18 protein-coding genes and 1 riboswitch are annotated in these 19445 nt (G+C 68.5%); of the genes, 15 read left to right on the forward strand and 3 right to left on the reverse strand.

Annotated features, from left to right (window positions below; all coding sequences use genetic code 11):
* The first annotated feature begins 314 nt into the window (after nucleotides 1-314).
* The 4 genes from coxB (at nucleotide 315) to ACIREE_RS15630 (ending at nucleotide 4800) form a co-directional block, all read left to right on the forward strand.
* The gene (coxB, locus tag ACIREE_RS15615; RefSeq protein ID WP_404151346.1) at nucleotides 315-1274 is read left to right on the forward strand and encodes a cytochrome c oxidase subunit II; all 960 of its coding nucleotides are present in this window, start codon (nucleotides 315-317) and stop codon (nucleotides 1272-1274) included.
* Nucleotides 1271-3013, forward strand: a complete 1743-nt coding sequence (gene ctaD, locus ACIREE_RS15620) for a cytochrome c oxidase subunit I (protein ID WP_404151348.1) — start codon at nucleotides 1271-1273, stop codon at nucleotides 3011-3013. Before coxB ends, ctaD begins: the two co-directional genes overlap by 4 nt.
* On the forward strand, nucleotides 3010-3408 hold the full coding sequence (locus ACIREE_RS15625; protein ID WP_404151350.1) for a cytochrome c oxidase subunit 4: 399 nt from the start codon (nucleotides 3010-3012) through the stop codon (nucleotides 3406-3408). Before ctaD ends, ACIREE_RS15625 begins: the two co-directional genes overlap by 4 nt.
* Before the next feature lie 138 nt (nucleotides 3409-3546).
* Nucleotides 3547-4800, forward strand: a complete 1254-nt coding sequence (locus tag ACIREE_RS15630) for an Ig-like domain-containing protein (protein WP_404151352.1) — start codon at nucleotides 3547-3549, stop codon at nucleotides 4798-4800.
* A 72-nt stretch (nucleotides 4801-4872) separates the two neighbouring features.
* On the opposite strand, the gene ACIREE_RS15635 is transcribed toward ACIREE_RS15630, so the two are convergent.
* Nucleotides 4873-5274, reverse strand: a complete 402-nt coding sequence (locus tag ACIREE_RS15635) for a hypothetical protein (protein ID WP_404151354.1) — start codon at nucleotides 5272-5274, stop codon at nucleotides 4873-4875.
* A 183-nt stretch (nucleotides 5275-5457) separates the two neighbouring features.
* Between ACIREE_RS15635 and ACIREE_RS15640 the strand changes: the two genes are divergently transcribed.
* From ACIREE_RS15640 to ACIREE_RS15665, 6 genes are all read left to right on the forward strand, one after another.
* Entirely contained in the window at nucleotides 5458-6078 is a 621-nt protein-coding gene (locus ACIREE_RS15640; RefSeq protein ID WP_026246331.1) for a heme-copper oxidase subunit III, read from the forward strand.
* 81 nt (nucleotides 6079-6159) lie between these two features.
* The gene (locus ACIREE_RS15645) at nucleotides 6160-6969 is read left to right on the forward strand and encodes a c-type cytochrome (protein WP_404151356.1); all 810 of its coding nucleotides are present in this window, start codon (nucleotides 6160-6162) and stop codon (nucleotides 6967-6969) included.
* Nucleotides 6966-8027: a Rieske 2Fe-2S domain-containing protein gene (locus ACIREE_RS15650; RefSeq protein WP_404151358.1), complete on the forward strand. Its 1062-nt coding sequence runs from the start codon at nucleotides 6966-6968 to the stop codon at nucleotides 8025-8027. The genes ACIREE_RS15645 and ACIREE_RS15650 overlap by 4 nt, the downstream gene beginning before the upstream one ends.
* Nucleotides 8024-9664: a cytochrome bc complex cytochrome b subunit gene (locus ACIREE_RS15655; RefSeq protein ID WP_404151359.1), complete on the forward strand. Its 1641-nt coding sequence runs from the start codon at nucleotides 8024-8026 to the stop codon at nucleotides 9662-9664. Before ACIREE_RS15650 ends, ACIREE_RS15655 begins: the two co-directional genes overlap by 4 nt.
* 129 nt (nucleotides 9665-9793) lie before the next feature.
* Nucleotides 9794-10858, forward strand: coding sequence for an anthranilate phosphoribosyltransferase (trpD, locus tag ACIREE_RS15660; RefSeq protein WP_404151361.1), 1065 nt, complete (start codon nucleotides 9794-9796; stop codon nucleotides 10856-10858).
* A 97-nt stretch (nucleotides 10859-10955) separates the two neighbouring features.
* A riboswitch (SAM riboswitch) is annotated at nucleotides 10956-11073 on the forward strand.
* Nucleotides 11074-11294: 221 nt separating this feature from the next.
* Entirely contained in the window at nucleotides 11295-12683 is a 1389-nt protein-coding gene (locus ACIREE_RS15665) for an aminotransferase class V-fold PLP-dependent enzyme (protein WP_404151363.1), read from the forward strand.
* Between the two features lie 99 nt (nucleotides 12684-12782).
* Here the strand turns inward: ACIREE_RS15665 and ACIREE_RS15670 are convergent, their stop codons facing one another.
* Together ACIREE_RS15670 and ACIREE_RS15675 are read right to left on the reverse strand one after the other, a co-directional pair.
* Nucleotides 12783-13064 (reverse strand): Lrp/AsnC ligand binding domain-containing protein, encoded by a 282-nt coding sequence (locus ACIREE_RS15670; protein WP_363193873.1) that lies wholly within the window; start codon nucleotides 13062-13064, stop codon nucleotides 12783-12785.
* A complete protein-coding gene (locus tag ACIREE_RS15675) occupies nucleotides 13061-13804 on the reverse strand; it encodes a rhomboid family intramembrane serine protease (RefSeq protein WP_404151366.1) in 744 nt (247 codons plus the stop codon). Before ACIREE_RS15675 ends, ACIREE_RS15670 begins: the two co-directional genes overlap by 4 nt.
* A gap of 136 nt (nucleotides 13805-13940) precedes the next feature.
* Between ACIREE_RS15675 and ACIREE_RS15680 the strand changes: the two genes are divergently transcribed.
* The 5 genes from ACIREE_RS15680 to ACIREE_RS15700 all read left to right on the forward strand — a co-directional run bounded on the left by ACIREE_RS15680 (nucleotide 13941) and on the right by ACIREE_RS15700 (nucleotide 19424).
* Entirely contained in the window at nucleotides 13941-14180 is a 240-nt protein-coding gene (locus tag ACIREE_RS15680) for a hypothetical protein (protein WP_404151367.1), read from the forward strand.
* 33 nt (nucleotides 14181-14213) lie between these two features.
* Nucleotides 14214-15575 (forward strand): NYN domain-containing protein, encoded by a 1362-nt coding sequence (locus ACIREE_RS15685; RefSeq protein ID WP_404151369.1) that lies wholly within the window; start codon nucleotides 14214-14216, stop codon nucleotides 15573-15575.
* A 303-nt stretch (nucleotides 15576-15878) separates the two neighbouring features.
* A complete protein-coding gene (locus tag ACIREE_RS15690; protein WP_404151371.1) occupies nucleotides 15879-16904 on the forward strand; it encodes an NlpC/P60 family protein in 1026 nt (341 codons plus the stop codon).
* Nucleotides 16905-17135: 231 nt separating this feature from the next.
* A complete protein-coding gene (locus ACIREE_RS15695; protein WP_404151372.1) occupies nucleotides 17136-18179 on the forward strand; it encodes an NlpC/P60 family protein in 1044 nt (347 codons plus the stop codon).
* Nucleotides 18180-18218: 39 nt separating this feature from the next.
* Nucleotides 18219-19424 carry a hypothetical protein gene (locus ACIREE_RS15700; protein WP_404151374.1) on the forward strand — a complete coding sequence of 402 codons (1206 nt, stop codon included), beginning with the start codon at nucleotides 18219-18221 and terminating at the stop codon, nucleotides 19422-19424.
* Nucleotides 19425-19445: the final 21 nt, after the last annotated feature.

Raw genomic sequence — 19445 nt, forward strand, 5'->3', positions numbered from 1 at the left:
GCGCGGGGCCGTATCGATCTGCGGCTCCGCCGCGCGGGCGCGAGCAACCACGACGGACCGGCAGCCGCCACTCGACGAATCCCCCACCCCGCATGGCGCACCGACCCCCCGTCAGAAACCCCCAACGGGCCGGATCCCACCCTTCGGAGTGACCCGCGGCGCGTTAGGCACCCTCCCCGCGCGACCCCAAATAGCGTCCAGTAGGGTTTGGTCCGCATAAACATCCAAACCCCTGCCCGTGTGCCAGGGCGGCGAGCGACCAGCGAGACGGCCGTAGCCAACCAGCGCGGGCGAGACTCTCGGGAAGGCGCTACGTGAGTCCCAACGGCTCCGACCGCTCGTCGCGGCGCCCGATGCGGCGGAAGCTGCCGCAGGTGCTGACTGCGGGCCTGATCCTGGTGACCGCTACAGGTTGCACATACAAGGACTTTCCTCGTCTTGGTATGCCCACCCCGGTTACCGAAGAGGGCCCCCGGATCCTCTCCCTCTGGCAGGGCTCGTGGGCGGCAGCGCTCGCCACGGGCGTGCTGGTGTGGGGGCTGATCCTGTGGAGCATCATCTTCCACCGGCGCAGCCGGACCAAGATCGAGGTTCCGACGCAGACGCGGTACAACATGCCGCTCGAGGCCCTGTACACGGTTGTTCCACTGATCATCGTGTCGGTCCTCTTCTACTTCACCGCGCGCGACGAGTCGAAGCTTCTCAAGCTCGACGACAAGCCGGCGCACACCATCAACGTGGTCGGCTACCAGTGGAGCTGGGGCTTCAACTACGTCGAGAACGTGCCCGGTGTCAGCGGCGACGCGAAGACGTCCAAGGAGCTCGCGGGCATCCCGTCGCGCTTCGTGGACGACTTCCCGGCGAACGCCGGCGGTGTCTACGAGGTCGGTACTCCTGGCGAGCGGAATCCGCAGACCAACAACCCCGGCCCCACGCTCTGGCTCCCCAAGGGCGAGAAGGTCCGCTTCGTCCTCACTTCGCGTGACGTCATCCACTCCTTCTGGGTGGTGCCGTTCCTCATGAAGCAGGACGTGATCCCGGGCCACACCAACGCGTTCGAGGTGACCCCCAACAAGGAGGGGACCTTCCTGGGCAAGTGCGCCGAGCTGTGCGGCGTCGACCACTCCCGGATGCTCTTCAACGTGAAGGTCGTCTCTCCTGAGCGCTACGAGCAGCACCTCAAGGACCTTGCCAAGAAGGGGCAGACCGGTTACGTCCCGTCTGGCATCGCCCAGACGGACCACGAGAAGAACCGGGAGACGAACAACCTGTGAGCATCCTCAACGATCCCAAGGGTGCCGCGGCAGCTGACTCGTACGAGAAAGAGCTGCCGGCTCGGCCCAAGAGCCCCGGCGCGACTGTGATCAAGTGGCTGACCACCACTGACCACAAGACGATCGGCACGATGTACCTGGTCACGTCGTTCGCGTTCTTCTGCATCGGCGGAGTCATGGCGCTCTTCATGCGCGCCGAACTGGCCCGCCCCGGCACGCAGATCATGTCGAACGAGCAGTTCAACCAGGCGTTCACGATGCACGGCACGATCATGCTGCTGATGTTCGCGACGCCGCTGTTCGCGGGCTTCGCGAACTGGATCATGCCGCTGCAGATCGGCGCCCCCGACGTCGCGTTCCCGCGGCTGAACATGTTCGCCTACTGGCTGTACCTGTTCGGCTCGCTGATCGCGGTCGGTGGCTTCCTCACCCCGCAGGGTGCGGCCGACTTCGGCTGGTTCGCCTACAGCCCGCTCTCGGACGCCGTCCGGTCGCCGGGCATCGGCGCCGACATGTGGATCATGGGTCTGGCCTTCTCCGGCTTCGGCACGATCCTCGGTTCGGTCAACTTCATCACCACCATCATCTGCATGCGCGCTCCTGGCATGACGATGTTCCGCATGCCGATCTTCGTGTGGAACGTGCTGCTGACCGGTGTGCTGGTCCTGCTGGCCTTCCCGGTGCTTGCCGCCGCGCTGTTCGCCCTGGAGGCGGACCGCAAGTTCGGTGCCCATGTGTTCGACGCCGCGAACGGCGGCGCGCTGCTATGGCAACACCTCTTCTGGTTCTTCGGCCATCCAGAGGTGTACATCATCGCCCTACCATTCTTCGGAATCATTTCCGAAGTGATCCCAGTGTTCGCGAGAAAGCCGATGTTCGGCTACTCGGGCCTGATCGGTGCGACGATCGCCATCGCCGGTCTCTCCGTGACCGTGTGGGCGCACCACATGTACGTCACCGGCGGCGTGCTCCTACCGTTCTTCTCCTTCATGACGTTCTTGATCGCCGTACCAACAGGCGTGAAGTTCTTCAACTGGATCGGAACGATGTGGAAGGGCTCGTTGTCCTTCGAGACACCGATGCTCTGGGCGATCGGCTTCCTGATCACCTTCACCTTCGGTGGTCTGACCGGCGTCATCCTGGCGGCCCCGCCGCTGGACTTCCACATCTCGGACTCGTACTTCGTGGTGGCGCACTTCCACTACGTGGTGTTCGGCACCGTCGTCTTCGCGATGTTCGCCGGATTCCACTTCTGGTGGCCGAAGTTCACCGGCAAGATGCTCGACGAGCGACTCGGCAAGATCACGTTCTGGACGCTGTTCGTGGGCTTCCACGGCACGTTCCTGGTGCAGCACTGGCTGGGTGTCGAGGGCATGCCGCGTCGTTACGCGGACTACCTCGCGGCCGACGGTTTCACCGCGCTGAACACGATCTCGACGATCTCCTCCTTCCTGCTCGGTCTGTCGATCCTGCCGTTCTTGTACAACGTCTGGAAGACCGCCAAGTACGGCAAGAAGATCGAGGTCGACGACCCGTGGGGCTACGGCCGTTCGCTCGAATGGGCGACGTCCTGCCCGCCGCCGCGGCACAACTTCGTCAGCCTGCCGCGCATTCGCTCCGAATCGCCGGCGTTCGACCTGCATCACCCTGAGATCGCGGCTTTGGACCAGCTGGAGAACTCTGGCCATGGTGCCAAGGACAACGCAGCCCTCGCTGGCGGCAAGGAGGCCGGCAAGTGAAGGTCCAAGGCAAGATGTTCATCTGGCTGAGCCTCTTCGTCCTGATCATGGCCGGTGTCTACGGCGTGTGGTCGAAGGAGCCGGCCGGTACGACGGCGCTCTTCCTGGCGTTCGGCCTGTGCATCATGATCGGCTACTACCTGGCCTTCACGGCCCGGCGGGTCGACACCGGCGCGCAGGACAACAAGGAGGCCGACGTCGCGGACGACGCCGGCGAGGTGGGCTTCTTCAGCCCCCACTCCTGGCAGCCGCTCTCCCTCGCCGTCGGTGGCGCGCTCGCTTTCCTGGGCGTCGTCTTCGGCTGGTGGCTGCTGTACTTCTCGGCCCCCGTCATCATGTTCGGCCTGTGGGGCTGGGTCTTCGAGTACTACCGCGGTGAGAACCAGACCCAGTAGAACCAGCCGGTTCTGAACTCCCGTGCCCGAAGGGCCCGGACACTCCTGAGGGAGCGTCCGGGCCCTTCGGTGTGTCCGACATGCCCCGTGCGGCTCATTCACCGCGCTGGACGTGACGAACCTTCTTACGGTGTCTTCATGGACCACTCACCGCGCATCCGTACGGTTCTGGGCTGCACCCTGCTGGTGGCCGCACTCGGTGCGGGCGTCACGGCCTGCGGCAGCACCGGCCACCCGCTCTCCGCCAAGCCCTACGACGCGGCGAGCCAGATCTCCTTCAGCGGGCCCGCGAGCGGCAAGAAGGCGGATCCGGACAAGCCCCTGGAAGTCTCCGCGCAGGGCGACGAGGGACGCATCACCGACGTCATCGCCACGGACGCCCTGGGACGCTATGTCGCGGGCGAACTCTCCGCCGACGGCAGGAGATGGCACACCACGGCCCCGCTGGCCGCTGAGGCCCAGTACACGGTCCGGGTCAGCACCCAGGACGAGGACGGCGCGCCGGGCCGCAAGGTGCTCGCCTTCGAGACGGGCAACCCCAGCAAGGAGAAGTCGCTCAAGGTCACCTTCGGCCCCGAGCGCGGCAAGTACGGCGTCGGCCAGCCGATCACGGCCGAACTCAACAAGGCCGTCAAGGACGAGAAGGCCCGCGCCATCGTCGAGCGCGCCCTGAAGGTGGAGTCCCAGCCCGCGGCGGACGGCGGCTCCTGGTACTGGGTGGACAGCAAGACGCTGCACTACCGCCCCAAGGAGTACTGGCCCGCCCACGCCACCATCACGGCGCACAGCAACCTCAAGGGCATCAAGGTCACCGACACCCTCTGGGGCGGCGAGAGCAAGTCCCTGACCGTCACCACCGGCGACCGCGTCGAGGCGATCACCGACGCGGGCTCGCACTCCATGACGGTCTACCGCAACGGTGAGGAGATCAACGAGATCCCGGTCACCACGGGCAAGCCGGGCTTCGAGACCCGAAACGGCGTCAAGGTCGTGCTGGGCAAGGAGTACTACGTACGGATGCGCGGTACGAGCATCGGCATCTCCACGGGCAGCTCGGACTCGTACGACCTGCCCGTGTACTACGCGACCCGCGTCACCTGGAGCGGCGAGTACGTGCACGCCGCGCCCTGGTCCACCGGTTCCCAGGGCTACGCCAACGTCAGCCACGGCTGCACCGGTATGAGCACCGGCAACGCGGCCTGGTTCTTCGACACCGTGCGCACGGGCGACATCGTGAAGGTCGTCAACAGCTACGGCGAGGAGATGGACCCGTTCGGCAACGGCTTCGGCGACTGGAACGTCAGCTGGAAGAAGTGGGGCGAGGGCAGCGCCCTCTCTACCGCGGGCAAGGCCGATCCGGCGCGACAGGCCCGGCTCAGCCCCGCGGTCTGAGCCGCTCGGTGTGAGACTTCCGACTCCCGTACGCCGACGGCGTACGGGAGTCGCCCGTTCCCGCCCGCGGCGTCAGGCGCTGACGGCCTGTCGGGTGCGGAGCAGGGAGGCCAGCGCGCCGGCGAACTCGACCGGGTCGACCGGCAGCGTCACCGCGGCCTCCGCGCGGCTCCAGGTGGCCAGCCAGGCATCCTGCGGGCGGCCGATCAGGAGCAGCACCGGCGGGCAGCGGAAGACCTCGTCCTTGATCTGCCGGCACACCCCCATGCCGCCCGCGGGGGCCGCCTCGCCGTCCAGGACGCAGACATCGACACCGCCCCGGTCCAGCTCCTTGAGGACCGCGGGGAGTGTCGCGCACTCGATGAACTGAACCTCGGGCACGTCCGATGCGGGCCTGCGGCCGGCGGCCAGGCGGACCTGCTCCCGCGTGTTGGCGTCGTCGCTGTAGACCAGAACCGTCGCGGTCGACTGCATCGTTCCTCCGAGGCGTTGTCAGTCTGGGTGTTCTAGGGCGTCCTCGGCGCGGAGCCTACTCCTCCCGACACCCCGTCAACAGCGGTTCGCACAGGCCTCCGATGGGCCATATGGGCTGGACACACCCCTCAGACACTCCGAACGGCACCCCCGGGAGTGAGGGCGAGATAAGCGACCGACATAATGTCGGTCGTGGCGACAGCAACGACAGTAGAAACCGGGCACGCGCACCCGTCGGTCAATCGACCGAACCTCACCAGCGTCGGAACCATCATCTGGCTGAGTTCCGAGCTGATGTTCTTCGCGGCCCTCTTCGCGATGTACTTCACCCTGCGATCGGTGACGGGACCGGATCACTGGAAGGAAATGGCCTCGAGCCTGAACCTTCCGTTCTCCGCGACGAACACCACGATCCTGGTGCTCTCCTCACTCACATGCCAGCTCGGCGTGTTCGCCGCCGAGCGCGGCGACGTGAAGAAGCTCAGAATGTGGTTCATCGTCACCTTCATCATGGGTGCGATCTTCATCGGCGGTCAGGTCTTCGAGTACACGGAGCTGGTCAAGAAGGATGGGCTCTCGCTCTCCTCCGACCCGTACGGCTCCGTGTTCTACCTGACCACCGGCTTCCACGGCATGCACGTGACAGGCGGGCTCATCGCCTTCCTGTTCGTCCTCGGCAGGACGTACGCGGCCCGGAAGTTCACCCACGAGCAGGCGACCGCAGCCATCGTCGTGTCCTACTACTGGCACTTCGTCGATGTCGTCTGGATCGGCCTCTTCGCCACGATCTACCTGATCAAGTAGTTCGAAGATCACAGCATCGGGCGTAGAACCCGACACATTCCAGTAGCACCGACGCAGAAGATCCTGACACCGGGGTAATCCGTGAAAAAGCTCTCCGCACGACGACGCCATCCGCTGGCGGCGGTCGTCGTACTACTCCTCGCGCTGGCGGCCACCGGGGGGCTGTACGCCGCGTTCGCGCCCGCGAGCAAGGCGCAGGCCGATGAAACCTCCCAGTCCCTCGCCATCGACGAGGGCAAGAAGCTCTTCTCCGTAGGCTGCGCCAGCTGCCACGGAGCCGGTGGTCAGGGCACCACTGACGGTCCGAGCCTGGTGGGCGTCGGCTCAGCCGCCGTCGACTTCCAGGTCGGGACCGGCCGTATGCCGGCCCAGCAGCCGGGGGCCCAGGTCCCGAGCAAGAAGGTCATCTACTCGCAGGCCGAGATCGACCAGCTGGCGGCGTACATCGCCTCCCTGGGTGCCGGTCCGGTCGCGCCGACCTCGAAGGACTACAACCCCGACGGCGCGGACATCGCCAAGGGTGGCGAGCTGTTCCGCACCAACTGCGCGCAGTGCCACAACTTCACCGGTGAAGGTGGCGCCCTGACGCACGGCAAGTCCGCGCCGAACCTCGAAGGTGTCGCTCCCAAGCACATCTACGAGGCCATGCAGACGGGCCCGCAGAACATGCCGTCCTTCCCGGACACGACGATGACCACGCAGAACAAGAAGGACATCATCGCGTACCTCGACGCGGTCAACGGCGACGATACGCAGAGCCCGGGCGGCCTCAAGCTGGGCGGGCTCGGCCCGGTCAGCGAGGGTCTGTTCGCCTGGATCTTCGGTCTCGGCGCCCTGGTCGCGCTCGCCATCTGGGTTGCCGCTCGGACCGCAAAGGCCAAGAAGTCATGAGTAGCCAAGACATTCCAGAAGAGAACCTGCCCACCGAGCAGGAGACCGGGCACGGCTCGGTCGCGGTGAAGTCGGATCACTCCGACCCCTTCGCCGACCCCGGCCTTCCGGAGCACGAGCACCGGGTCCAGGACATCGAGGAGCGGGCCGCCCGTCGATCCGAGCGCGTCGTGGCGATGCTGTTCGTGATCTCGATGCTGGCCACGGTCGGCTTCATCGCCTCGTACGTCACCATCGACGTCGACACGAGCATCTACGTCTTCCCGATCGGGCACATCAGCGCGCTCAACTTCGCGCTGGGCATGACCCTGGGTGTGGCGCTGTTCTGCATCGGCGCGGGCGCGGTCCACTGGGCCCGCACCCTGATGTCCGACGTCGAGGTCGCCTCCGAGCGGCACCCGATCGAGGCCGAGCCCGAGGTCAAGGCGCAGGTCCTGTCGGACTTCGCCGACGGTGCGCGCGAGTCGCAGTTCGGACGGCGCAAGCTGATCCGCAACACGCTCTTCGGCGCGATGGCCCTGGTGCCGCTCTCCGGCGTCGTCCTTCTTCGTGACCTCGGCCCGCTGCCGGGCACGAAGCTGCGCCACACGGCGTGGAAGAAGGGCCTGAAGCTCGTCAACATGAACACGAACGAGCCGCTGCGCGCTTCGGACATCGCGGTCGGTTCGCTCACCTTCGCCAAGCCCCAGGGCGTGGAGGAGCACGACGAGGACTTCCAGCAGGTCATGGGCAAGGCCGCGCTGATGCTGGTCCGTATCCAGCCGGAGAACATCAAGGACAAGCACGAGCTCGAGTGGTCCCACGAGGGCGTCGTCGCGTACTCGAAGATCTGCACCCACGTCGGCTGCCCGATCTCCCTGTACGAGCAGCAGACGCACCACGTGCTGTGCCCGTGCCACCAGTCCACCTTCGACCTCTCCGACGGTGCGCGGGTGATCTTCGGTCCCGCCGGTCACGCACTGCCGCAGCTGCACATCGACGTCGATGACGAGGGTTTCCTCGTGGCGCAGGGCGACTTCGCTGAGCCCGTCGGCCCTGCCTTCTGGGAGCGCGGATGAGTACTACCACCACCAACGACGCGCCTTCTCGTGAGAAGGCGCCGGCCGGCGAGCGCGTCGCCGACTGGGCGGACGGACGCCTGGGGATCTACTCCCTGGCCAAGTCCAACATGCGCAAGATCTTCCCGGACCACTGGTCCTTCATGCTCGGCGAGATCTGCCTGTACAGCTTCATCATCATCATCCTCACGGGTGTGTACCTGACGCTGTTCTTCCACCCGTCCATGAACGAGGTGACGTACAACGGCAGCTACATCCCGCTCAAGGGACAGCTGATGTCGGAGGCGTTCAACTCGACCATGCACATCTCCTTCGATGTGCGCGGTGGTCTGCTGATCCGGCAGATCCACCACTGGGCGGCGCTGATCTTCCTCGCGGGCATGTTCGTGCACATGATGCGCGTGTTCTTCACGGGCGCGTTCCGCAAGCCGCGTGAGGTCAACTGGCTGTTCGGCTTCCTGCTGTTCGTCCTGGGCATGTTCACCGGCTTCACCGGTTACTCGCTCCCGGACGACCTGCTCTCCGGCACCGGTGTCCGCTTCATGGAGGGCGCTGTCCTGTCCGTGCCGATCGTCGGCACGTACATGTCGTTCTTCCTGTTCGGCGGCGAGTTCCCGGGCGGCGACTTCGTCGCGCGGTTCTACTCGATCCACATCCTGCTGCTGCCGGGCATCATGCTCGGCCTGATCGTGGCCCACCTGATCCTGGTCTTCTACCACAAGCACACGCAGTTCGCGGGTGCCGGAAAGACCGAGAAGAACGTCGTCGGCATGCCGCTGCTGCCGGTCTACATGGCCAAGGCGGGTGGCTTCTTCTTCCTGGTCTTCGGTGTCATCGCGGTGGTCGCGGCGATCGCCTCGATCAACCCGATCTGGGCCATCGGCCCGTACCGCATCGACCAGGTCTCCACCGGCGCCCAGCCCGACTGGTACATGGGCTTCTCCGAGGGCCTGATCCGTGTGATGCCGGGCTGGGAGATCAACTTCTGGGGTCACACGCTCGTTCTGGGCGTGGCGATTCCGCTGGTGGTGGTCTTCCCGCTGGTGCTGGTCGTCATCGCGGTCTACCCGTTCATCGAGTCCTGGGTCACCGGCGACAAGCGCGAGCACCACATCCTGGACCGCCCGCGCAACGTTCCGACGCGTACGGCCTTCGGTTGCGCGTGGATCTCGTGGTACTTCGTCCTGCTCGTCGGTGGTGGCAACGACCTCTGGGCCACGCACTTCCACCTGTCGCTCAACGCGATCACCTGGTTCGTCCGGGTCGGCTTCTTCGTCGTGCCGGTCCTCGTGTTCATCGCCACCAAGCGGATCTGCCTCGGCCTCCAGCGCCGCGACAAGGACAAGGTGCTGCACGGACGCGAGTCCGGCATCATCAAGCGCCTGCCGCACGGTGAGTTCATCGAGGTGCACGAGCCGCTCGACGCCGAGGCGCTGCACGCGCTCACCGCGCACGAGCAGTACCAGCCGGCCGAGATCGGTCCGACGGTCGACGAGAACGGTGTCGAGCGCAAGGTGTCGCGCCTGCAGAAGACGCGCGCCAAGCTGTCGAAGGGCTACTACGGGGAGAACAACCAGATCCCCAAGCCCACCGCCGAGGAGTACAAGGAGATCACCAGCGGCCACGGCCATCACTGATCTCTGAACTGTTCGCCACGGCAGGAGCCCCCGTCCAGGCACTGGACGGGGGCTCTTTGCCGTCCGCGGCGCTCGATAAGCTGGTGCTGCGCAGTCTGCGTAGCCCTTACTGACACAACTGGAGCGGCCATGAGCGCTTTGCCCCCCGCTGGAGGCGACACCGCGGCGGGCCGTTCCTGGCCCGCCGTCCTCAACGGTCTGCTGGAAGGCCGTGACCAGAGCGCCGACGACACCGCGTGGGCGATGGACCGCATCATGCGGGGTGAGGCGACCGACGCGCAGATCGCCGGCTTCGTGGTGGCGCTGCGGGCCAAGGGCGAGACCGTGGAGGAGATCTCCGGTCTGGTGCGGGCCATGTACGAGCACGCCAATGTGATCGAGGTGCCGGGGGAGAGCGTCGACATCGTCGGCACCGGCGGCGACGGCGCCAAGACCGTCAACATCTCCACGATGTCCGCGATCGTGATCGCGGGCACCGGCGTGAAGGTCGTCAAGCACGGCAACCGCGCCGCCTCGTCGGCCTCCGGGGCGTCCGACGTACTGGAGAAGCTCGGCGTCAATCTGGAGCTGACGCCCGCCCGGGTCCCGCAGATCGCGGAGGAGGCGGGGATCACTTTCTGCTTCGCCGTGAAGTTCCACCCGGCGCTGCGGTACGCGGGCGCGGCGCGCAGCCAGCTCGGCATCCGGACCGTCTTCAACCTGCTGGGCCCGCTGACCAACCCGGCGCGGGTCCGCTCGCAGGCGGTGGGCGTCGCCGACGCGCGGATGGCGCCCATCGTGGCCGGCGTCTTCGCCGAGCGCGGCAACTCCTCCCTCGTCTTCCGCGGCGACGACGGGCTCGACGAGCTGACCACCACGGCCACCTCCCGGGTGTGGGTCGTGCGGGACGGGGCTGTGCGCGAGGAGTCCTTCGACCCGCGGGACGTGGGCCTGGACCTGGTGCCCGTGGAGGCGCTGCGCGGCGCGGACGCCTCGTACAACGCCGAGGTCGCGCGGCGGCTGCTCGACGGGGAGCGCGGGCCCGTACGCGACGCCGTGCTGCTGAACTCGGCGGCCGCGCTCGTGGCCGTCCGGCCGGGCACGGGGACGCTCGCCGAGCAGCTCCGGGCCGAGATGGACCGCGCGGCCGAGTCGATCGACTCCGGCGCGGCCAAGGCGACCCTGGAGCGCTGGGTGGTGGCCAGCAACCGCTGAGCGCCGTACTTGTGCGACGCGGGGCGCAGTCCGACTTGTCTCAAGAAATGGACTGCGCCCTTGCCGCACCGGGAAGATATGGCAGGATGCTTTTCAAGGTCATGAGTGACAGCGATCGAGGCCCCAGCCCGCTGTCCGGCAACCCTCCGTCCGTGGCGGGGTGCCCTGGGTGAAGACCAGGCCGCAAGCAGCAAGGCTTGCGGCAAGCGCGGACCCCTCGCGAACTCCTAGGGGTCCTGGGTCGTTTGAGGGAGCAGTCTCGTGAGCAAGCGAATGTGCTAGGGCCGAGCGGCCCCTTCTTCACCATCTCCATCAGCCTCCGCATGGCCGTGTCCGCGCCGTGCGTCGAGGTCGATTCCCGTACGCCATAAGCCGGTTCACGGCTGCCGTACGGGCTCCGCACAGCCACCTCGCCTTGTCATGCCGGGAGACAGCCATGTCCGCTCACACCACCGCCACCGCCACCGCTTCCTGCGTCGAGTCCGCCGACCCCGCCTGCGGGGCTCCGCTGCCGGTGCTCGGGCGGGACGTGAGCGTGCCGCTCGTCACCGGTGGCGAGGTGACGTACGCCGCCCTCGACTACGCCGCCAGCGCGCCGGCCCTGCAGCGCGTGTGGGACGACGTCGCGGCCTACGCGCCGTACTACGGCAGCGTGCACCGGGGCGCCGGGTACCTCTCTCAGCTGTCGACCGACCTCTTCGAGAACTCGCGGGTCACCGTCGCTGAGTTCCTCGACTGCCGCGCGGACGACCAGGTCGTCTTCACCCGCTCCACCACCGACTCGCTCAACCTGCTCGCCGCCGCGCTCCCCGCCGACTGCCAGGTCTTCGTCTTCGAGACCGAGCACCACGCGTCGCTGCTGCCCTGGCGCAACGCCCGGGTGACGTACCTGAACGCGCCGCGCACGCCGGGCGAGGCCGTCGAGACCCTGCAGCGGGCCCTCGTCGAGCGTGACCCCGCCGGCCCCGCTCTGGTCTGCGTCACCGGTGCCTCGAACGTCACCGGGGAGATCTGGCCGGTGCGCGAGCTGGCGGCCGCCGCTCACGCGCACGGTGCCCGCATCGTGCTCGACGCCGCCCAGCTCGCCCCCCACCACCCGGTCTCCGTCCAGGACCTCGACGTCGACTGGATCGCCTTCTCCGGGCACAAGCTGTACGCCCCGTTCGGCTCGGGTGTGCTCGCCGGGCGCTCCGACTGGCTGCGCGCGGCCGAGCCGTACCTCGCCGGTGGCGGTGCCTCCCGCAAGGTCGCGCGGCGCGTCGACGGCGGCGTGGACGTCGAGTGGCACGACAGCGCCGCGCGGCACGAGGCCGGGTCGCCGAACGTCATCGGCGTGTACTCCATCGCGTCTGCCTGCAAGGCGCTGACCGAGGCCGGCTTCGAGGGTCTCGTCGAGCGGGAGCAGCAGCTGATCCGGAAGGTGCGGGACGGGCTCGCGGCCGTGCCCGAGGTGAAGGTGCTCTCCCTGTTCGGGGACGACGCCCCCCGGGTCGGCGTCATCTCGTTCGTGGTCGAGGGCTGGAACTCCTCGCACTTCGCCGCCGCGCTCTCCGCCGAGTACGGCATCGGCGTACGGGACGGCCTGTTCTGCGCCCACCCGCTGGTGCGCACGCTGCTCGGCTCCGACCCGGAGACCCAGGGCGAGTGCGGGGCGCCGGAGGCGGCGCCGGGCGAGAAGTCGCTGAACGCGATCCGGGTCAGCTTCGGCGCCGGAACGCCGGACGAGCACGTGGAGCGGTTCGTCGGCGCCGTGAAGGAACTCGTCCGGGACGGCGCCGCGTGGAACTACCGCACCGAAGAGGGCCGCTGCGTCCCGGCCCCGTAGGGGGCGCGGGGAACTGCGCGATCAGCCACGACGAAAGCCGCGGACGCGTCTGCTCGGAACATGGGCAGACGCGTCCGCGGCTTTTTTGTGGCTCCCCGCCTAGCTGTCCAGGCCGATGGAGAAGGCGGCCTCCAGGTCATGCTGCGAATACGTGCGGAACGCAACATGCGTATCCGTCCCCTCGACTCCCTGGATCTTGCTGATCCGGCCGGGGATGACATCCGCGAGATCGTCGTGCCGGGCCACCCTGACCATGGCGATCAAGTCGTACGTGCCGGTGACGGAGAAGACCTCACTGACGCTTTCCAGAGCCGCGATCGACTCGGCGATCTCGGGGATCCTGTCCACGCTGGTCTTGATGAGCACGATCGCGGTGATCACGGCTGGCTGTCTCCCTCGGTGGCCGTGGCTGGGGCTGCCCCAACCTTAGCCCGGCCTCTGTACCTCACCCACGCGTAGAGGAACCCGACCGAGAAGCCGACCAGGTGGGCGAGGTACGCGACGCCGGGTCCCTGGCTGTCCTGGCCCGCCGCCACCCACTGCAGCGCCACCCAGAACGGCAGCACCACCCATGCGGGGAAGCGCAGCGGAAGGAAGAGGAGGAAGGGGAGCAGGCTCGTCACGCGTGCGTCGGGGAACAGGTAGAGGAACGCGCCGAGCAGCGCCGAGATGGCCCCCGATGCGCCGACCAGCGTCTGCTCGGAGTCGGCGTGCGCGATGGCGTAGCCGAGGAGCGCCAGGTAGCCGCTGACCAGGTAGAAGAGCGCGTACTGCAGGGGGCCCATGCGTTCTTCGACCATCGCCCCGAAGACGTAGAGGAAGAGCATGTTGCCCAGCAGGTGCACCCAGCTGCCGTGCACGAACAGGGCTGTGGCCGGGGTGAGTGCGGCGCGGGGTGATCCGGTGAAGAGTTCGGCGGGGAGTACGCCCCACCGCTCGAAGTAGGCAGTCTGCGCGGAGAGGAGGTGGTCACCGGTGCCGTACGACGGGTTGAACCCCGACGAGGGGGAGAGCACGAAGACCACGCAGCAGACGGCGATGATTCCGTACGTGACCGGAGCGGGATGCCCTCTGAGGAATGCGGTCACTCTGCCGATCGCGTCGCGTCCGTTGCCGATCATGGGACAGAGCATGACGCAAGGCGGGGAGCGGGCGGTGTACGGCAGGCCGTAGGGTTACGGGCAATAAAGCACGCACCACGTATCACGGAAAGCGCACGTGCCGAGGGCCGTGCTCGAAGGAAGAGGCGACAGTCCGATGACGGTTCCCCTGCCGACCGCCACCACCCGCTGGCGCTGCACGCTCTGCGGCAATCTCACGCGGTTCGACGTGACCCGTTCCTCGAAGGTCGTCGAGTACCTGCACCTCGACCTGGCCGGTGAGCCGAACGTCGAGGAACGCGACGTGGTCAGTGAGACCATCGAGTCGGTGCGCTGCCGTTGGTGCAACGCGGTGGACCAGGTGGAACTCGTGGACAGGCCGGGCGCCGACTCCTGAAGGAGCGGCCCCCCAGTGACTTTGAGGTGACGGATGGTGGAGAGCACTGGCGGGGAGGCCGGAAGCGCCGAAGAGGCCGCCGCCGCCGAGGTGCTCGACCGGCCGTTGCCCGAAGGCGTACGGCGGCGGGTCGTGCAGATCGTCTCGGACGGCTTCGGCGGCCTGACGGTCGGTGAACTGCCGCCCCAATTGCGGCAGTACGCCCGGTTCACCCCGACCCGGCGGATGAAGTTCGCCGGCAACGCCATGGCCGCGGCCGTGGAGAGCGAGACCCTGTTCCGGCAGCGGATCGCGGAGCGGTTCCGGGAGGCACAGCCCGAGCTCTGTGGTGCGCTCGACGCCGGTTCGCCGCCGCCCGCCGCCGATCCGCTGGACGTCGCCGCGGCCGCGTACGTGCTGCGGCCCGTGGGCTGGGTGAAGCTCGTCGCCGCCGCCGGTGAGGAGGCCCAGCGGGCCGACGCCGAGCGGGTCGACGAGGAGACCCGGGCCGAGCTGCAGTCGCTGCGCGACCGGCTCGCCGAGGCGCAGGCCCACACCAAGGCCGAGACGGAACGATTGCGCGCCGAGCTCGACACCGCCAAGCGCGAGGGCGACGCCGTGCACCGCAAGCTGCGGGCGGCCCTCAGCGATGTGAAGCGCGGCGAGGCCGCCGTGCGCAAGGCGCAGGCCGAGGCGGAGGCGGTCCGGTCCGAGGGGCAGGCGCAGGTGTCCGCCGCGGAGAGCGAGACCCGCCGGGTCAAGGCGCGGCTCGGTGAGGCGGAGGCGGCCCTGGAGGCGTCGCGCAGAGCGGCCCGCGAAGGGCGCAGCGTCGAGGACATGCGCGTACGGCTGCTGCTCGACACGGTCCTGGAGGCCGCTCAAGGGCTGCGCAGGGAGCTGGCGTTGCCGCCCGTCTCCGCGCGGCCCGCGGACTCGGTGGACGCCGTGGAGCCGGGCAGGATGACGCCCAAGGACATCGCGGCGCGCGCCCTGCACGAGCACGACCCCGCCATCCTCGACCAGTTGCTCGCGCTGCCCCAGGCCCACCTCGTGGTCGACGGCTACAACGTGACGAAGACCGGGTATCCGACGATGCCGCTGGAGAAGCAGCGGCTCCGGCTGCTCGGCTCCCTCTCGCAGCTCGCCGCGCAGACCGGGGCCGAGGTGACCTGTGTCTTCGACGGGGCCGAACTGGCCGCGCCCGTACTGCTCGCGCCGCCGCGCGGTGTGCGGGTGCTCTTCTCCAAGGCGGGCGTCACCGCCGACGAGCTGATCCGCCAGCTGGTGCGCGCCGAGCCGTCCGGGCGGCCCGTGATCGTCGTGTCGACGGACCGCGAGGTCGCCGACGGCATCGCCAAGGCGGGTGCGCGTCCGGTTGCGTCGGTCATGCTCCTGAAGCGGCTCTCGCGCGGTTGATCCCACCTGCTGCCACCTGCGTTGCATACGTCACATCGGTAACGTCCGTACTGTATGCCCGAATTGGCGAAACCTTCACGCAACGTAGTGTCGAACGGGCATCACTGCACGTGAGTTGAGTGCAAAGAATGCACTCGGTGACCGAGATTTTTCTCGTCAGGATTTGAACTGATCACAAGAAGGTCACTAGGGTCAGGCCTCGAACCTCCGCTCGGGTGATCACTCTCATGAGGTGAGTGACGGTGGAGGGGCACCGCCCATCGGGGGTTCGTGGGCGGCTGGAGGAAGAAGGAGCTCGCCTTCGTGGCGTCCCACCGTCGACCCAAGCAGCCGAGCCGCACCCGTGTGACCGTGCTCACCGCGACCGCTGCCGCTGCCGTAGCCCTCACTTCGCAGGCTGCCAACGCCGCGCCGAAGCCTGACAAGAGCGAGGTCAAGGCCAAGGTCGACAAGCTCTACGAAGAGGCGGAGAAGTCCACCGACCTCTACAACGGGGCCAAGGAGAAGCAGAAGAAGCTCGAGAAGGAGATCGGCGAGCTCCAGGACAAGGTCGCCCGTGGCCAGGAGGACCTCAACGAGCTGCGCACGGGCCTCGGTTCGCTCGCCAGCCAGCAGTACCGCTCCGGCGGTATCGACCCCTCCGTCCAGCTCTTCCTCTCCGCCGACCCGGACGACTACCTGGACAAGGCGTCCACGCTCGACTCGCTCAGCGCTCAGCAGCTCGAGTCGCTCAAGAAGGTCCAGGACAAGCAGCGCACGCTCGCCCAGGAGCGCGCCGAGGCCACCGAGAAGCTCAAGGACCTCGCCGACACCCGCACCGAACTCGGCAAGAAGAAGAAGGAAGTCCAGAGCAAGCTCGGCTCCGCGCAGAAGCTGCTCAACTCCCTGACCGCCGCCGAGCGCCAGAAGATGGCCGACGCCGAGAGCCGCGCCAGCCGTGGCTCCGCGGGCCGCGTCGACCTCGGCAGCGAGGTGCCCGCCTCCCAGCGCGGCGGAGCCGCCCTGAGCGCCGCCGCCACCCAGATCGGCAAGGCCTACGTCTCCGGCGGCACCGGCCCCAACTCCTACGACTGCTCGGGCCTCACGCAGTGGGCGTACGCGCAGGCCGGTGTCTCCCTCACCCGGACCACGTACACGCAGCAGAACGACGGCGTCAAAATAGGCATGAGCCAGCTCAAGCCCGGTGACCTCGTCTTCTTCAACAGCCTCGCGCACGTGGGTCTCTACGCCGGCAACGGCCAGGTGCTGCACGCGCCGCACCCGGGGGCCTCGGTGCGCTACGAGTCGATGAGCACGATCGGCTCGTTCCAGTTCGGCGTCCGCATCTGATCCTCGTACCAAAGGCCTAACAGACTTTGGAAACGCGCCCGTTCGGGCGAATTCCGGAGTCCGCGGCTGACCCCACGCCCCGCCCATGACCTGCGTCATAGGCGGGGCATCGCGTTGTGCGCACCCGAACGGTCGTTGGCCAGGCGGTAGTCGCGCGGCTACTGTCGGCGCGCATTCCCCGATCACGGGGAGCGTCAGCGCTATCGCCAGCGGAAAGGGGAGCGGCTACTCGTGGGGTCCCATCGCCGCACCGCGCACTCCGGTCTCTCAGGTCTCTCGGGGCTCGACCGGAGCACGCGCGTCACCGTCCTGACCGTGGCCGCCGCGTCGGCGGCCGCAGCCCTCGGTGCCGTCCCTGCGGGCGCCGCGCCGCAGGACAAGCCGGCCGACACCAAGGCCGAGGTGGACCGCCTGTACGACCAGGCGGAGACCGCCACCGAGGCCTTCAACAAGGCCGACGAGCGGGCCGACAAGCTCCGCGCCGAACTCGCCTCCTCGCAGGACCAGGTGGCCAGGGGCCAGGAGCGGATCAACAAGATGCGCCACGCGCTCGGCATGGTGGCCGGCGCCCAGTACCGCTCCGGCGGGATGGACCCCTCGCTCGCCCTGATGTTCTCCTCCGACCCGGACGCCTATCTCGACCGGGCCAGCACCCTCAACCGGATCAGCGCCCGTCAGGCCGGCGACCTGGCCGAACTACAGGGCGCCCAGCGGGAACTCGCCCAGCGGCGCGCCGAGGCGCAGCGCCAGCTCGCCGAGCTGGACAAGAGCCGCAAGGCCGTCGCCCGGCACAAGCGCAGCGTCGAGTCGAAGCTCGCCAAGGCGCGGCGGCTGCTCAACTCGATGCCGGACAGCGATCGCGCCGCGTACGAGCGGGCCTCGCGCGGTGGCGCACGCCCCGACCTGGCGGGCGCCGGACCCGCGTCCTCGTCCCGCGCCGCCGCCGCCCTCGCCGCCGCCCAGTCGGCGCTCGGCAAGCCCTACGTCTGGGGCGCCAACGGCCCCACCGCGTTCGACTGTTCGGGCCTCATGCAGTGGTCGTACGGGCGGGCCGGGGTCGGCCTGCCGCGCACCTCGCAGGCCCAGCGGTACGCGGGGCAGCAGGTCCCGCTCTCCCAGGCGCGACCGGGCGACCTGGTCGCGTACGGGTCCGACGCCCACCACATCGGCATCTACGCGGGCAACGGCCAGGTCATCCACGCGCCCTACCCCGGCGCCCCGGTGCGCTACGACCCGGTCGGCATGATGCCGGTCTCCTCGGTGACCCGGGTCTGAGGCGGACCCGGCCGCGCTGAACGTCGTACGATCTGGAAGATGGCTGGTCGACGGCGTGCGGTGCGCAGGGCCGGGTGCTTCGTGGCGCTCGGGGTCCTGCTCGTCGGGGTGTCCGGATGCGACGCGGACGACACCGGGCGCACGGACTCCCGTTCGGCCGCCGTGCAGCGCGTCCTGGACCGCCGGGCGGCCGCCGTACTGGACGGGGACTCCGCCGCGTACCGGGCGACCGGCGGCGCCGACCCCTATCTGCTGCTCGATCTCGCCGCGGTCCCGCTCGACTCCTGGGCGTACAAGCTGACCAGCCTGGACGGTTCGGGCTCCCGGGTCAGTGCCGCGGCCGAACTGCGGTACCGCGTCGACGGGTACGACAAGGCGCCCGTCGTCGCCGAGCGGACGCTGACGCTGCAGCGCACGGGCGAGCGCTGGCGCGTCGTCGACGACGAGCCCGCCGAGAAGTCCGGGCAGCAGCTGTGGGAGCAGGGCAAGGTCACCGCGGTGAAGGGCGCGCACAGCCTCGTGCTCGGCGTCGGGCAGCAGCCGTCCGTGCTGCGGTCGTACGCCGCTCTCGCCGACGAGGCGGTGCCCGCGGTGACGGCCGCCCGGGGGGACGACTGGGCGCGCAAGGTCGTCGTCCTGGTCCCCAAGTCCCTCGACGGGATGGGCGGGTTGCTGGGGGCGCCCGCCTCCGGCTACCAGGGCATCGCGGCCGTCACGACGGGCGAGGCGGGCGGCTCCGGCACGGCGCCCGCGGACCGGGTGATCATCAACCCCGAGGCGTACGGCGTGCTCGGCGCCTTCGGCAAGCAGGTCGTCCTCACCCACGAGACCGCGCACGTGGCCACCCGCGCCGTCACCTCGGCGGCGACACCGCTGTGGCTGTCGGAGGGGTACGCGGACTGGACGGGGTACCGGACATCGGGCCGCGCCCCCGGCGAGGCCGCGCCCGAGCTGCAGCGGGCCGTGCAGGAGGGCACCGCTCCCACCACGCTGCCCGAGGACGCCGACTTCGGGTTCGACAGCGACTCGAGCAAGCTCGCGCGGGCCTACGAAAGCGGCTGGCTGGCCTGCCGGATGATCGCCGACCGCTGGAGCGAGGCGAAACTCAACGCGTTCTACACCGCGGTCGGCGGCCACAAGCAGCGGGCCGGAGCCGTGGAAGACGCCCTGCGGAGCGTCCTCGGCATCGACGAGAACGACTTCGTGGCGCGCTGGCGGGAGTACGTCCGGTCCGAACTGGGCTGAGGGCCGGTTGCGGGGCGGCCG

The sequence above is a fragment of the Streptomyces sp. NPDC102467 genome, from assembly GCF_044765445.1.
Lineage (GTDB): Bacteria > Actinomycetota > Actinomycetes > Streptomycetales > Streptomycetaceae > Streptomyces.